General features: G+C 41.9%; 8 protein-coding genes. 3 read left to right on the top strand and 5 right to left on the bottom strand.

What is annotated here, in order from left to right:
• Positions 1-317: 317 nt before the first annotated feature.
• Together IM515_RS25200 and opcA are read right to left on the bottom strand one after the other, a co-directional pair.
• A complete protein-coding gene (locus IM515_RS25200) occupies positions 318-902 on the bottom strand; it encodes a Uma2 family endonuclease (RefSeq protein WP_002736563.1) in 585 nt (194 codons plus the stop codon).
• Between the two features lie 259 nt (positions 903-1161).
• The gene (opcA, locus tag IM515_RS25195) at positions 1162-2517 is read right to left on the bottom strand and encodes a glucose-6-phosphate dehydrogenase assembly protein OpcA (protein ID WP_287629017.1); all 1356 of its coding nucleotides are present in this window, start codon (positions 2515-2517) and stop codon (positions 1162-1164) included.
• Here opcA and IM515_RS25190 point away from each other — a divergent pair.
• Positions 2516-2740, top strand: coding sequence for a hypothetical protein (locus IM515_RS25190; RefSeq protein ID WP_043997014.1), 225 nt, complete (start codon positions 2516-2518; stop codon positions 2738-2740). The genes opcA and IM515_RS25190 overlap by 2 nt on opposite strands.
• 66 nt (positions 2741-2806) lie before the next feature.
• On the opposite strand, the gene zwf is transcribed toward IM515_RS25190, so the two are convergent.
• Entirely contained in the window at positions 2807-4336 is a 1530-nt protein-coding gene (gene zwf / locus IM515_RS25185; RefSeq protein WP_287629016.1) for a glucose-6-phosphate dehydrogenase, read from the bottom strand.
• 459 nt (positions 4337-4795) lie between these two features.
• Entirely contained in the window at positions 4796-5986 is a 1191-nt protein-coding gene (locus tag IM515_RS25180; RefSeq protein ID WP_287629015.1) for a DUF3747 domain-containing protein, read from the bottom strand.
• 460 nt (positions 5987-6446) lie between these two features.
• Here IM515_RS25180 and IM515_RS25175 point away from each other — a divergent pair, with 460 nt between their 5' ends.
• Both IM515_RS25175 and IM515_RS25170 read left to right on the top strand, forming a co-directional pair.
• Positions 6447-12584 carry a translocation/assembly module TamB domain-containing protein gene (locus IM515_RS25175; RefSeq protein WP_287629014.1) on the top strand — a complete coding sequence of 2046 codons (6138 nt, stop codon included), beginning with the start codon at positions 6447-6449 and terminating at the stop codon, positions 12582-12584.
• Between the two features lie 82 nt (positions 12585-12666).
• On the top strand, positions 12667-13158 hold the full coding sequence (locus IM515_RS25170; RefSeq protein ID WP_287629013.1) for a GNAT family N-acetyltransferase: 492 nt from the start codon (positions 12667-12669) through the stop codon (positions 13156-13158).
• Here the strand turns inward: IM515_RS25170 and IM515_RS25165 are convergent.
• Entirely contained in the window at positions 13155-16175 is a 3021-nt protein-coding gene (locus tag IM515_RS25165; RefSeq protein ID WP_287629012.1) for a plasmid replication protein, CyRepA1 family, read from the bottom strand. The genes IM515_RS25170 and IM515_RS25165 overlap by 4 nt on opposite strands.
• Positions 16176-16591: the final 416 nt, after the last annotated feature.

Here is a 16591-nt window from a genome sequence, read left to right as displayed (position 1 = left end):
GAACCCTTATATAGAAAGGCATTTAGCGATTTTTGTCAATTGTTTTTGCTCTAGAGCGAACTAATCAATTAAGTCTCTTGCCAGATAAGGATTTAGTCGATTTATGCCCCCCTATCGAACCATACCAAGTAACGAAGAACCGACTTTTTCAGCAAACCCTAAATAAGCTAAGACGTATTTAAACCGCTTATTCTTAGATTAGCCGAATCTCCCCCCCCTTGCCCCTCCAACCCCCCCGATGTCGGGGGGGCAGGGGGGGTTTGCCTTTTGCCTCGTCTCAACAAGCAATTTAAATTACGAACAGCTTAGTTGCGTCATTAGGATACTTCAATCGCGGTAAAATCGACACGCTGATATAAATCTGTCAGGGATATTTGAAAATCTAGAGAAAACAAAGTTAAAATCGCTTCTTGATCGTGATAATCCCGAAATGCCCAATGATCGCCTCTTTTATGAAATTGTTCTATATAATAACCATATTGATCGATTAAAATATATTCTTCAAAACTATCAAGAGAGCGATAAAATTTAAACTTATCACCCCGATTATAATCTTGAGTAGATTTTGATAAAACCTCGATAATAACCTGTGGATTGGTAATCGTATCGGTGCGTCCTCTTTCGAGAATTGGTTCTCCCTTAACGATCATAATATCGGGATAGGTGTACATATTATAGGCGGGTATTGCCAAGCGTAGATCGTTGATAAATATATCATAGGCTTGATTCTGGATAGTTAAGGGAAATTTTCTACAGAAATTCAAGGCAATGCGATTATGGTTAGGAGTTCCCCCGGTCATAATAATAATTTCTCCATCTCGATACTCGTGTCTGTCGGTGGCAGTTTCCTCTAGTTGAAAGTATTCTGCGACTGTGTAGCGTTTCTCAGTGGTTGCGACCATATTGCCCCCTTGAAAGCAAAGCTCTGTCTTTATGATAACCTGTTTTCTGAAAAGGTAAGTAGCTGGTTATAATTAAATTAAAAATGGATTTTAGGTTCGATCCCCCCTGCCCCTCTTGATAAGGGGGGTGTCTGATAATTTTTAACGCCTACCTACTTACAATTATCGGTTTTAATCAGGTGCTGACTGCTGTATAAATATCGAGAGACCTGGTTAACCAAGTCTCTTCAAAGTGGGTGGGATTATTGTTGCTAATTTGCTAGTCTGGTTGGGATAATTTGAGGATAGCGCCGGTGACTTTCATGCTTTCTTGATAAAGCACATCTTGGCCCCAACGCTGTAACTGTTTACCTAGCAAAGTTTCTGTTTTTTGGTCTTCCAGATGGGACACTTGTTCAATGCGGCAAGATTGGGCCCCTCCCGAAGCTTCCATCCGCATACAGCCGGTAGTTCCCGAACAAATTACCGTACAACAATCGGCGTGAAGATTAGTAGAACTGAGTTTAATACTAATCAGATCCCCTTGTATCTCACCCCAATCGGCCACGGGAATACCGGCTAATTCCGCCTCAATTAAACGCTGGTCCTGACCGAGGAAGCTAATCCGATGAATAGCGTAATCTCCCGACTGGTGAGTATATCCCACCGGTCGCCATTGTAACCGGCTGGCCATCCAACCGAGGAACATAAAAGCTTGGCAAGGATTGCCCTTTTCGTAATCAATAGTGATGCGATCGACTTCCAGAATAGCATCCCGGCGCTCCGGTGGATCAAAAGCCTCGGCGGTTAGTTCTTGCCAAGGAGCGAGACGACTCCAGTTTAGGTCAGCTAATGGTACATCTGTTGCTAGTAAATCCTCCACCTGCAGCAGTTCCGTTTCCGGTTCCCGAAAAGTGCTGGAATCGACGATAATCGTATCACATTGACTGGCCAGACGTTTAAATAGTCCATATTCGCCATCGGGACTGGCTTTCCACCAGAGAAATTTGGGCAAACTGGGAATAGTTAACTCGGAAATAATGCCGCCAATTCGTTCCAAAGCTTCCGCTGTACCGCTTAAAGTAACGTATTCACAGCAAACTAAAGTGTTCTGACTACGTTTGTTAACGGGACAATAGGCAGAAACAGAGGCTTTTACCCCTTCATCGGCCTCGGCGGTGGGACAGAGGGTAATAATGCGACAGGGATTGGAAGCAGCGATCGCATCTGCGACCCCAATCGCATCCAAATCGGCGGCGTATTGACGATGATTAGCCCCGTCCTCGGCGTTTTTTTCCGCTTCCCAGGCCCCCCTTAACTGGGCGACAAATTCATCGCTAGAAAGCCCAGTTACTTCTAGTCCTAGCTCTTTCTGGGCGACTTTGATGGCGGCGTGGGTCCGCGGACCGGCAATACCATCAATCGGGCCGGTGTAATAGCCGAGAAGGGTTAACAATTCCTGTACCGCATCGGGTTCATAGACAATAAAGCTAAAGGTGGTGGCCCGGGTGGCGGCCATCCCATCCTCATTATTATTATAGGATTGCCAGATATCGCGCAGTTCCTGCTCGATCACATCGATGGAAACATCTTTTGGTGCTTGCAGAGAGACAATGGGGGGGCTTTGGGTAGTCATGTCAGTTATCAGTTATCAGTTATCAGTTATCAGTTACCAGTTATCAGTTACCAGTTACCAGTTAAGTAGGGAGGCACAATTATTTGTAGGATGGGTTAGCGGTAGCGTAACCCATGCGGGCGTTGGGTTTCATGCTTCAACCCAACCTACGTTCATCTTATATTTAATTTCACCCACCCACTTATCAGTTATCAGTGATTCAGTTACCAGTTATCAGATGTGAGTTATCAGTTATCAGATGTGAGTTTTTAGTTTACTGTTTACTGCTCACTGATTACTGTTCACTGTTTTAAAGTCGTCGCCAACGACGGCCATCGCGGTTAAGGAGAAATTCCGCTTCTGTGGGTTCCCAGGTACCCGCTTCGTATTGGGGTACGGAGGCGGGATCGGCGGGAGCGTCCCAAGCGGCGAGAGCGGGAGTAACGATGCGCCATGCTTCTTCTACCTCATCAGAACGGGTAAATAGGGTTTGATCTCCTAGCATAGCGTCTAAAAGTAGCCGATTATAGGCATCAGCGCTGGCAACACCGAAGGAGGAACCATAACTAAAGTCCATTTCTACCGTGCGCGTGCGTAATTCCGACCCCGGCATTTTTGCCTCAAAACGGAGGGCAATACCTTCGTTAGGCTGAATCCGCAGGCTCAGTACATTTGCATTAGTTTGTTGGGCCGCCGATTGGAAGATTAATAACGGCACATGGCGGAATTGGATGGCAATCTCGGAAACTTTTTTGGGCAGACGTTTACCGGTACGCAGATAGAAGGGGACACCTTGCCAACGCCAGTTATCGACGATTAATTTCATGGCCACATAGGTGGGGGTGGTCGATTCGGGATTAACCCCCGGTTCTTGCCGATAGCCCGGAATGGGTTTTCCTTTCATCCAACCGGCTTTATACTGGCCGCGGATGGCGGATTTTTCCAGGTTATTAATATCGGCCAGGTGAGTCGCTTGTAGGACTTTGACTTTTTCGCCGCGGATACTATCGGCGTTAATAGCGTTGGGTGCTTCCATCGCCGTCAAGCAGAATAACTGCATCAGGTGATTTTGCACCATATCCCGCAAAGCCCCCGATTTTTCGTAATATCCGGCCCGATCCTCCACTCCCACGGTTTCGGCCACGGTAATCTGGACGTGATCGATAAATTGACGATTCCAGAGGGGTTCAAAGATGGCGTTAGCAAATCGGAACACCAATAAGTTTTGGACGGTTTCCTTGCCTAAATAGTGGTCAATGCGATAAACTTGGTTCTCCTGACAAACCTCTTGTACGACTCGATTGAGAACTTGGGCAGAACTGAGGTCTTTGCCAAAGGGTTTTTCGATCACTAACCGGTGTTTAATTGGGTCTTTCAGCATTCCGGCTGCCCCGAGGTTTTTAAGACCGGGGGGAAAGAAATTAGGAGAAACCGCTAGATAAAAGACTCGATTGCCGCGAGTTCCCCGGATTCCGTCTAATTCTTCTAGAAAGACTTTCATTTTGGCGTAACTTTCTGGGTCGTCCATGTTGCCGGGGAAATAGTACAACCCTTGGGCGAAGTCTTGCCAATATTCCTCACTACCAATCCCGTCGGAAAATTCTTCGATGCCTTGGCGCATCTGTTGGCGAAAATAATCATGACTCCACTCTCGGCGCGCTGTACCGACGATGGTTAATTCGGCCGGCAGTCGTCTTTCCCGTTTCAGTTGATAGAGAGCAGGAACCAGTTTTCTTTGGGTTAAGTCTCCTGATGCCCCAAAAATGACTAAAATTAAGGGTTCTGGGGTTCTTTCTTGTCGCAATCCCACTCGGAGAGGATTTTCGAGCAGCTTTACCATAGGATTTTGTCTAGCCGAGGTGCATTATTTCCCAGTCTAGCGGGAATACTCGACGGCATACCTAAAGTAAAAATTAACAAGTGGGTGGGTGGAATTAAATATAAGATGAACGTAGGTTGGGTTGAAGCATGAAACCCAACGCCCGCTCATGTTACGCTACCGCTAACCCATCCTACAAATAATTGTGCCTCCCTACTTAACCACAATCAGTAATCAGTGATCAGTAATCAGTAATCAGTAATCAGTGATCATATTAAATCTGGCTATTAAAGACTGATTATTTATTCCCCCTTTTGCATGAGTGCCTAGGCCTTTTTGAAGTCAAAAAGTTCTGGATCCGGGAGTGGTCGGGGGGAAAATTGGGGGACTTTTTCCATGAAAATTAGGTAATTGACCACCCAAAAATGGGTGAAACCCCACAACCTACTCCTAGGAAAAACTTTTTGCCGCAAACCCTACTTATTTTTTGGCGGTTTTAACACAATCGAGGGTACGGACGATCGCAGCAGCCGCATAGTTACGACGGGCGGGATCATTTGGTACAAAAGCACTACCCTGTTCGTTCAAGGGAGAGGCCACACCGCAAAATCCCGACATCTGGGTAATTAAATCGGCGGCCCAATGACCGGAAGTATCGGAAAAATTGACGGGGGTTTTAGTTTGGGCTAAATTGGGGGCTTGTTTTTGCTGAGTTTTCAGGTAGGTGGCGGCCTGTTTGAGAATCGCCATCAATTCGGCCCTGGTGATGGGGTCGGTGGGACGGAATTCGCCGTTAGCTTTGCCGGCAACAATACCATTGGCCCGGGCCCATTGGATTTTTTTGGCACTCCAACGCGTCGCGTCCACATCGTTAAAACTGCCGCTGCCGGGGGGAATCTCTTCTAGGTTAATTTTGGTGACAGTTCCCATCCCTTCAATAATCATTGAGACGAATTGTTCCCTGGTGACGGGATTTTCGGGGCGGAAGGTGTTATCTTCTTTAAAACCGGCCACTACACCAATAGCGATCGCTTTTTCAATCTCAGTTTTATAGATATCGCCGCTAATATCCTGAAAACTGGCCCCGGAAGTGGGGGGGGGAGTGGTTTCGTTGATGGGAGGTCTGCCGGCGGCTGCGAGAACTTCCGCTTCTTTGCCGCTAAAGTAGAAGTGGCCTAAACTTTTGCCTTGGAAAGTACGACGGCTAAATCTCCAACCCGGTTCGAGGATAATTTTCATAAATCCTGTTTGCATTCCTCGGGTTCTTCCCACCACTAATTCCGGTCTGCGGGCATCCCGGGGAGTTCCCACTAAGTATAATTCGCCATTGCGTTCCACAATACGCAGGATGTAATCTAGCCCAAAATCCCGGCCATCCAGACGGATAGAATAACCATTACTATCGGTGGCGCGGCGACAAATGCCGGTAAAGTCAAAGTTGAGGAGTAGAGGGTCGATCATGACGGGATTTGAGCCGCTTTCGCTCCAACACTTCTGTTTTCCCTGGATTTGTTCCAAGACTAGCAGGTCAAATTTATTACCTCCGTAGGGACGAGCGATCGCTACTACCTGGGTCTGCTCGATGTCCTGTTCGTCAAAGTTGGCCGCTGGTGTGGCAGTTATGCCCAAGGTCATTAGGGCGGTTAGGGCGATCGATAATCTGGCTTTCATGATCTTTATCTATAAGACGATTTTTGCAGTAAAAATAATAGACGTGCTAATCCCAATATTCTAAGACTGAATAATTGCGGTTGTTGTTCCGGACTGCGCCAGATTGTTGTCTGTCTGCACAAGTTTTCTCTCAATCTTCAATTTCCGAACCTATTGATCCGAGCAATATTCTGCTTGAACTGGTGGATTGATCAATATTAATTCGGTTAGCTGTTGAAGCTAGGGAGATTTTGGCGGATTGTTGAAAATTTTAGCCAGCCATTCGAGTCTTAGGCTAAGATGGGGAGAGAGGCTTTTAATTGGCCGCAGCCCTTGACTTCCTCACAGGATTTAAGCCCAATAATTGCCTAAAAAATGGCAATTAATCGATTGAGGGCTATCAGTGCCGCGGTGAATTATCATAGTTCAATAGCTCTGGTGAGCCGTTGCCCTTTCTTTGGTGTGTGTGAGGTAAACAATTATGAGTAACTCCCCTGGCGATCCTTCTCCTCGTCCTAATCTTTTTCTGAGTATCGGTCGATTTTTACGCCGGCCTTCTACTTTAATTGTCGGGGGAATTACTCTCCTAGGAATTACCTCCCTTGGCTATTTTACGACTCGTTATTTAGTTTATGAACGTCTCACCCCAATTTTAGATAATATCTTCAGTGAAATGCTGCACAGACCCGTCAGGGTAGGTAAGATAGAAGGTTTTTATTTTAATCGCATTCGTATCGGTAAATCGCAAATTCCAGCTACGGCCAATTCTGCTGATAGTTTATCTATTGATGCGATCGAATTGGGATTAAATCCGCTGCCCTTACTTTTAGGTCTGCCGCTGCCGGTTGATGTCAAGTTAATTAATCCCAGTATTTATCTCGATCAGGATAAAAATGGTCAATGGCTCGATAATTTAGAAAAAATAGCTAGTAACTTTGATCGGGAGGCACCCATCAGGTTAAATCTGGGTTTTCAGGTGGAGAAGGGAGATATTACTATCCAACCCTATGCCCTGAAAAAACCGATAGAAATTAAGGCTGATGGTCAAGGAAGATTTATTGATAATCAAAGGCAGCCTCTCACCTACGATTTTAGCGCAGAAATCCTCAAAAGTCAAGTAAAAATTCAAGGAGAAACGGCGTTAAAAACGGGTGAAAGCCTAACTAATCTTCAGATCGACCGTTTAAACTTAAGTGAACTATTAACTTTAATTCCTAATCGCAATTTTCAATTAAATCAAGGACAAGTAAATGCTAATATTGCTCTCAATATTCCCAGTTGGGCAAAGCTAAATCAAAGTCAAGGTAATGGCAATTTTCAGGTGACGGAAGTAGCGGGAAAATTCCACCCTTTCCCCTATCCAATTAAGCTAACAACTAAGTTAAATTTACAGGGAGATAAAGTATTAGTTGAACAGGCGAACGCAAGTATTGGCAAGATTAAAACTGAGGTGAGAGGAGAAGTAAATTGGCAAACTGGTTATCATCTCAATGTCGCTCTAGAATCAGTGGATTTACAACAACTTTTAAGAATTATTTATCTGCAATCACCTCTAGATTTACGGGGAGAAGCACGCTCTACTTTTCAAGTGACGGGAAAACTAGATCAACCTCTAATTAAAGGAACCGTTAGCAACAGCAAACCGATTATTTTTGAGCAAATTCCTATTCAATCAATAACCAGTAATTTTCAAACAAATCTCAATCGTCTTAATTTAGATAAAATTCAAATTAAACCCGTCGCAGGTGGAGAAATTAAAGGAGAAGGAAAATTGCAGTTAAATATTCTGCAATCCCTGCAAAAAAATCAACCTCTTGACGGGACAAAAATGCCGATTGATTTGAATTTACAAGCGCATTTTCCCACGAGAAAAATTTTATCTCAACTGGCAACAATTCCCGCCAAAATTAATATAAACGATCTGCAAGCTAATATTAAAGCTAGGGGTAGTTTAGGACTGCCACAATTATTAATTAATTGGCAAATACCCAGGGTTAATCAGTCAGGATTAATCAATGTTGCCGGGGAGGGTAAAGTATTTTTAGGGGGCAACAAAATAAATTTAACCGATACGGTCATTAAAACAAATGGCGGCAAACTACAGGTTAATGGTAATGGTGATTTTACTAGCAAATTAGTCCGGGGAAAAATCACGGGTAATAACTTTTTATTGACTCCTTTTGTGCCTCTTGTTTGTCAATATTTAGATAGCATTTGCCCCTACCTAGAAACCTTAGAACCCTTAAATTTAGAGACAGCTAATATTCAAGTTAGTGGCAAAATTGACCAACTTAATATTAATACTTTAAACGGAGTTGCTAACTTAAAAATTAGCAATAAACAAGGCACAATTTCAGTCAATAGTCAAGTATTGCGAGGAAATCTTCAGGCTAACGCTTTCTTAGCGGGATTGCCGATTAATTCCCTATTGCCTAACTTACCAACCCAGGTTAAATTACTGCGATCGCAAATTAATTTACAAGGTTATTTAGGGGAATTAATAAATAATAAAAATAATATTTTCAGCAGTTGGCAAGGTCAAGGTAATATGCAGTTATTAGTAGATAATAATCCTTTAATTGCCACAGCCAAACTGAATCAAGGTTTCCTGACAGGAACAGTTAATACCAGTGGGATTAGTCTTAATCCTCTAGTGGAAAATTTAACAGTTCCCGTCAGTTTAGGCAGGGCAAAAATCAGCTTTGCTGGCAGGATAAATTCTCTGATTAGCGGTACTTTAACGGATTTACAAACTTGGCGCGGAGAGGGAGATATACAGTTATTTGTCAATAATCAATCCCTAAGAACGACAACCCAACTGGAACAAGGTATTTTAAGCGGTATAGTTAATACGGCTGGCATTAACTTAAATCCGTTTTTACCCAATATAAATATTCCTGTTAGTCTAGGGAAAACCCAAGTCAATTTCACCAGTGCAATCAATAATTTACTAGCGGGAAAAATCCCTAATTTGTCCACCGTCAATGCTAGGGTAAATACTCGGTTGTTAGTGGATAATAATCCGATTAATACTGATATTCAGTTAAACAACGGTATTTTTAATATTCTCGGTAGCTTAGAGAATTTTCAGACTAATATTCCCATACCGTTGCATATTTCCCAAACCAGGTTTCAAGCAGCAGGAAATGCCCAAACTATTTTCGATTCCCTGCAAGAAAAACGACTCAACTTAAGCAGTATCAAAGCAGTTTTTAACTCTCGTATTAATCTAGCTAAAGGAGAAATTAAAGCTAAGGCACAACTGAATAATAATTTCTGGCAAAGTGATATTATTGCCGCTAATCTCGATCCCGCTGCCGTACTAAGACAATTACCAGCAATAAAATCAATCTCGATTCCAAAATTAGATTTTAGTGCCAATTTAGCGGGAAACATTAAAGAAATTTGGCAGGGAGTAACACCGATTCAGGTTAATAATCTTTCGGCACAGTGGGGAGAAAATAGCTTTGATGTGCGAGGAAATATTCTTTTAGCTAATCTTATCAGTCAACCCGATATCGCTGAGGTTAACTTAAATCTACAGGCAAAAACCGACCTTGCTACTGTACCGCTAACTCAGATTATATCGCTTTTACCGATCGATCCTCGTTTGAAACCCAGAGAATCGACACTGACAGGGATAGGAGAATTTCAAGGACAAATCACGGGGAAAAATCTCTTAACTGCTTGGCAAAAAGTGGGAAATATACAAATCAAAGGGGATATCAATATAGCTAACTTTAGCATTAATGAGCGACTCTTTGAACCTATCTTAAAAGGAACAATTCAAGCGGGAATAGGTCAAAATATTAGTTTAAATCTGCGTGGAAATCAGGACATTATTGACATAACTTTCGATCCTTGTCAACAAAATAATTGTCTGCTGCCCTATCTTCCCTTAGGGATAAATATTCGCCAAGCTTTTGGAAATAAGACTCCTTTTCTAGCAACAGCTATACGAAGCGGAGAAAATTTAAATGTTCAGATTGCCAATTTTCCCCTAGAAATCCTGAAAATATCTCCTACGGCAGCCTACAATGTTCCGGGGATTATTGCTGGACAAGTGAATGCTAATCTAGACATCAATTTATTTAACTTACAGGGTGAGGGACAACTAGAGATTAATCAACCTAGTTTAGGTAACTTAATTGGGGAAAAATTAACGGCAAATTTGGTTTATCGGGATTCCATAGTTCAACTGCAAGAAGGTAGTTTACAAGCGGGTGCAAGTCAATATAATCTGCAAGGTTTATTTAATTGGCAAACCCAAGCAATAGAAGCTAAACTCAGGGTAGATCAAGGTTATATTCAAGATTTATTATCAGTTGCTAGTATCTATGATTTAACCAGTTTAATCAACTTTTTCTCCTCAGAGAATGACCCAGCTATTCAACTTAGTCCTCTAGGAGTAGGTAATCCCGAAGCTTCCCTAGCACAACAGGTAAATTTGCGGGCAAAAATTGAAGAAATAATCCAGCAATTAGCAGGGGAAAGAGGGGTAGTCGGGATACCTTCCGAACTAGATTTGCGCGGCCGTTATCAAGCAAATATAGCCTTAACCGGGACTTTAAAAAATCCAGATCTTAGCGTACAATTTCAGGGCAATCGATGGGAATGGCGACCCCAAAGACCGACAGTAAATATTGTTAATCCTCTGGGAATTGTCACCACCGATACCCAATTAATTCCGATTGATGAAGTAACAATTAATCTTAACTTAAATCGTCAGTTGCTCAGGATAGAACCGATTAGATTAAAGTCACGAGATTCTTCCGTATTTTTAGCGGGTGATTTTTCCCTAAACAAAGTAGAGGGAACTTTTGCCGTGGAAAATCTTTCTCTGGATCTCTTGAGAAATTTTGTGCAGTTTCCCTTGGATGTATCCGGTAGTCTAAAAACTCAAGGACAAATTACAGGAACTTTATTAAATCCTCGTATTCAGGGTAATTTTGCCTTTATTGACGGTGCAATTAATGCCCAAAATATTAATCAGGATATAATTGGTTTATTTACCTATAGTCAGTATCGTTTTGATTTGCGGACAACCTCCTCCGAATCAATCCAAATCTATGCCAGCATTCCCTATCCTCCCTTACCGGGTAATGATCAATTAAAAATCCAAGCAAAATTGGGAACCGATGCAATCAAATTAATTGAAGCTATCAGTCAAAACGCCATCGAATGGGTTAACGGTGAGGGAGAGGTAGTTCTTTCAGCGACGGGAAGATTAGATATAAAAGAGGGTTTAAAAATCAAAGATTTAGAAGCAAATGGTATAGTTACTCTCAATAATGCCGCTATCCGCATTGTTGCTTTTCCAGAGATTTTAACCGTAAATGGACGCATTGGTTTAACCCCTGAAAGCTTAACAGTAGAGGAATTACAAGGCTCGATCGCTGACAGACAAATTTCTGTGGTGGGAGTTTTACCTTTCTTTCAAGCCATCAAAAATAATCCTAATCCCTTAACAGTTAATATTCAAGAGGGAGATATAGCAATTAATGGCCTTTATCGGGGATTAATTGCTGGGAATGCCATGGTAACGGGAACAATTCAGCAACCAATTATCGGGGGGAATGTGCGTCTTTCTAGGGGTAAAGTTTTTCTTCCTCGCACCCCAGAAATTAATCAAGAAACGGATAAACCGGTGAGTCGCTGGCTGCAGCCTCTCAACATTCCTCAGACGACAAATATTACTCCAGTTTTAAATAATTTCCAAGTGTCTTTAGCGGGATTATCCATCGAACAAGAACCTTTGTATCAATTTGATTTTAGTGGTGCTTTAACCTTGAACGGTCCGCTCACTCCACTAGAGAAATTACAAACCAATGGAGTGATTAATCTCGATCGAGGACGGGTTAGCTACATCGATACTCGTTTTCTTCTTAACCGACGCAATCAAAATGTTATTGTTTTCGATTCTAGTCGCGGGTTGGGACTTTTTAATCCCTTTGTTGATATTCAACTGCGAACAATTCTCAGCGAATTTTCTCAATCTCGTGATTTTGCTGTCTCCCGTCCAGGGGGAGATTTTCCTAGTAATGAAATTCCCGATGATAGCCTAAATCGCATTCAAAGGATTGATGTCACCCTCAGCGTTGAAGGGGAATTAAACCGCTTGCTACCAAATTTAGGCCGTAATATTAATGAAGTGTGCCAAATTCGTCCCGATAGTCCACCTTTTCCCCTAGAGGAAAACTATACAAATGCAGAATTACAAAAAGCTGCTAATTGTTTACAAGCAGTGGCTTTTGCTAGAGGTGAAGATGAGGGATTGCTTAATACTCCCCTAGTTAAATTAACCAGCACTCCCCCCCGCAGCCAAGGGGAAATCGTTCGACTTTTGGGGGAACAATTGCTGTCGGTTTTTAATGGTTTACAGGGGAAAAATACGGAACAATTAATTCAATTTGGAGTGGTTCAGTTGGCAATTCCCCTCTTAGCCCAGGGAGTCGTGTATGATGTGGAAAATGCGGTTAGTAATGCGATCAGAGCAACGGATTTTAATATTCTTCCCAATTTGGAAACCGTCTATCGAGTTAATTCCCAGTCTTTTATCCGCTTCTCCTACGATTACAATTTGAATGAGTTTACCGTCCGCTATCAAACCCAATTTTAAAGTAAGATTGAGAGATATAGCATAATTCAGAAGTTAGGAGACAAGGGAAAATTAGGTTATACTTCATCTTACTTGATATTCTATGATTATTCGCGAGGCTAAGGAAACAGATTTACCAACAATTATCGAGATTTATAATGCTGCTGTTCCCACTCGCAAGGCAACCGCAGATTTAAAGCCTATTTCCCTCGAAAGTCGGCGAGAATGGTTTGAAAAGCACGATCCTGAACAGTATCCCATCTGGGTAATAGCGATCGAAGGTCGGGTGGTGGGTTGGCTGAGTTTACAGATGTTTTATGGTCGTGTCGCTTACCAAAAAACGGCAGAGGTTAGTTTATATATTGCCCCCGATTATCAAGGTCGTGGAATCGGTAAATTATTAGTAGAATATGCCCTGAATCGCTGTCCCAAATTGGGTATATCTAATCTTATCTGTATTATCTTTGCCCACAATCAAGCCAGTATTCGTCTCTTTGAAAAATTCGGCTTTCAACGATGGGGTTATTTACCTCAAATTGCCGATCTAGACAATTTTCTGGCTGATGTGGTCATTTTAGGCAAAAAAGTCGCTTAAATAGGCAATTTCTCCATAGCTAGACTAAATTCTAGACTTAATTGAATATAAGCATTTTCTGGTTCGCCTAGAGATAGTTTCTGGGGGAGAGAAAAGAGATAGTCCTCATACCAAATCTCGGAACTTCCCGCACATTTTTCGTCTCTAAATAACCATTGTTGAAACACTTGTTCTCTACCATCCTGAGGGGCAACAATCTGATAAACTTTTAGAGATTTTTTAGCAATTCTCTGGCTGCCCTTGCTGGTTAATTGATAACCTAACAAGTTCAAACAATTACGAATAATCGTCAGAGGACGGGAAGTATTAGAGAGGTTAATCTTGGTGATAGTTTTAATCTCGTTGCGGTTTTTAATGGCGATTTCGGCCATTTTTTGTAAGTCGGCATCATGATTAGTTAATTCTCTTTCAGGATTAGCTAATAATACGGGAATTCCTAACACTTCTAACGTCCCGATAATCACTCCTAATTGACTACCATTAAAATCAGGAATAAATAAACTTCCCTGACCTGATTCTATCAGTTTACGCGCAATTAAAGCATCTCGATCGCACAAAAATTGTCGCCCAATTGTCAAAAAGTAATGTAGGCGTAGTTCTTGATACCATCCCTGATCATCTTTAATCACTAATTGCGGTGTGACGGGGATTCCATAGCGTTTGTATAGGTCATATTTCCTGAGAATTCTCCTTTCTTTCACTGACTTAATTAACTGTTTTTTAAGCAGACGATATTCTGATTCCGTGATCTCGTCTGCGCTGGCAATTTCCTCGCATTCAGAACGATAATTATGTTCCCTAATTTCCTCAATTGCTTCCGTTAACTGATTATTGATTTCTAGTTCTTCTTCCTGATTCCGTTCTTTAATTCTATGACCTTCTGCTTGTAAAATTCCTAGAATTGACTGACGATAATTAAGCATATAAGCATTTACTCGCACAGCCATTTTAGCCCAACAGAGGAGAGATTCCGCTTGAAAACTTGTATCTAAATCCTCCAGAGATTCTAAATCTGATTGGTGTAGTAAGCGAATATTAACCTCCGTTAATCGGTGTCCAGAGGTGAGAAGTTTGGGAATAGAAGTGGAACCATTGCCCACCTGATTAAATCCGTAGGCTGCTGACCAAATATAACGAGGAATATTCTCCCTAATTCTCCCTAAAAATTGAGCGATAGAAGTGGGAGTCTGAATCCCCTGTGCTAAACACCAAACCGAGGTAAAGTGTTGCTGAATATCAATACTAATTCCCGTTTCGATCGCAGGACTAGCTAGAACTATATCATAGTTAAGCAACAACTGATTTAAATTGCCAATCGCTTCATAGGCATCGTGACTAGAATCTTGCAATGACTCTGAGTCTATCCGCAGAATTTTCTTCTGGGGAAATTGCTTTCTTAGATAAGATTCTAGGGTAATTGTCCCCCATTTACTGGTTAACTTTTGTGCTGACAGACAAACAAAAGGTTTTCCTCCCTCTTTAATGTGTTTGACTAAATCCTTAACTAGCTGTTGGGGAGTATTATCAGAGTAGTTATAAACTGGCCAAGCTTCTTGATAACTAGGTTTCCACTCGTTACTAATCAAGAAAGTTTCTAGTTCAATCGCCGCTAGAGAAGTTAAATAATCTAGGGAAATATCACTTAAATCAGCATCGGCAACTAGGACTTTACCCCCACTGCTGACCACAGTTTGCAGCAGGGACTTTAGGGATTTTAAAATTGCCACACGATTAGTCTTACAAGTATCCCCATTTAACCCATGCCATAGAACCTGTTCGATCTCATCGATAATAATCATAGCTCCTTGCCAATCTTCCGCTTGAAATTTAGCTTGTGATTGGGGATGGAGAGAGTCAATACATAAACCATAACCGTAAATTTGTGCCGCAGGATTATCCCTAATTTTGCTGATATAGTTTAAACCAAAGCGTTGACATAACTCCTCCACCAGTTTCACCCGATGACCGATAACTAAAACTTTTTGTTGATTGGCAATAGCCTGTTTAACTATCTTGGCTAAAAACTCAGTTTTCCCCGTACCTTTAGCCGATTTAATCGCCATTAACTGCGCTGATGTAGGGATGGCAATATCTGGCAAGTAACGGCTATTTAACTCTAGATGAGGTGGGAGAGTTAAACTATTTAAACTCGCTGCCTTCCAAATTTCCCAAGAGGTAGCTTTTTGATAGACTTGTTGGAAGTAATCTTCCCCTCGATTGATTAGTAAATCATCCACCCCTTTACCATCAGCAGCATCCCAAGTAACCACCTTTACCTCACAGTTAGCCTGACTGAATAGATAACCCATTCTCTGTAAAGCTAAATTAACCGCTTGTTGGTTCTTTGGTTTAGTTTCTTGATCAAAAACTAGATAAATCTTTCGTCCAGAATTAGCTAATTTTTCTAGCTGCGGAATTAGATGAGATTTGCCGATTCTCCTACCTAGTTCGTCCTTGGGAGTACGATAACCATTGTGAATCCCCGGTAAGGCAATTGTCACATAACCTGCTGTTAGTAATGCTCCCGCTTTTTTCGCTCCTTCCGTAAGACAAATAGGTATCTCTGGATGTTTGATTACCCAAGACCAAAAACCGAGATCCTCTTGCTTATTATCCACTTCTTCAGTTAAAATATTAATACTGATACGCTGGGCTATCCTTTGCCAAATTTTCAGGGGAACCCGCAAAGCAAAGACTCCCGTAGGGGTTTGGGGGGGATGTTCGTACTTAATCGGTTTAGCCTTATCGAAGCTTAAACGGGGAAAATCGGGCTTAAAACAGCCCCAAAGGTCATAATTACCCGTTAGTAAGTCAATTCCTGAACACCACCAACCGCCTTGACTGGTATGTTCATAACGCTTGAGAATACTATCCCTAACCCTGCCATCATTGCGTCGCGGTAATTCTTGGGAGTAGAGTAGGTATTCACTGGGAGATAACCCCGCTAAACTGGTGACATTGAGATGGATTAACTCCGCGTCCACCCCGCTACCACGCCATTCTTCTAAATATTTCATCCTTGTCCTCTACTGGCTAGACGCTATATATAGCGTTTTTGTCCTATTATTCTAGCGGTAAGCCACTAAATAGCGAAAAGAGAAATTTTACTCTCTCAGAGGTTCTCGGAGGAAATTTGACTTTTAATCCACTCTTGTCTTAGATTATCGAAAAGTTAAGAACAAATAAAGTCTGACCACAACCTCCTCAGCAGTCAAGCAGAATCGGAGCAAAAGTATTTGGTCAATCTGTTTTTGCTATCAAAGAAAAAGCTTTTTGTCAAGCATACAAAAGAACTACCTTGAGAGAGAATCGAGAATTTTTTCCAGAAAATGTCAGCCAAAACACTGTTTTTAGGGAACAAAATAATCCTGGCTATACCATATATAGAGTGATAGGATTATTTAACACGCTAGATGTTGTGTTTTCCCAGAAA

The organism is Microcystis sp. M44BS1, assembly GCF_020244875.1.
Classification (GTDB): Bacteria; Cyanobacteriota; Cyanobacteriia; order Cyanobacteriales; family Microcystaceae; genus Microcystis; species Microcystis panniformis.
The sequence above is the reverse complement of the archived record's forward strand: the minus strand, read 5'-3'. Positions and strand labels throughout refer to the sequence as shown.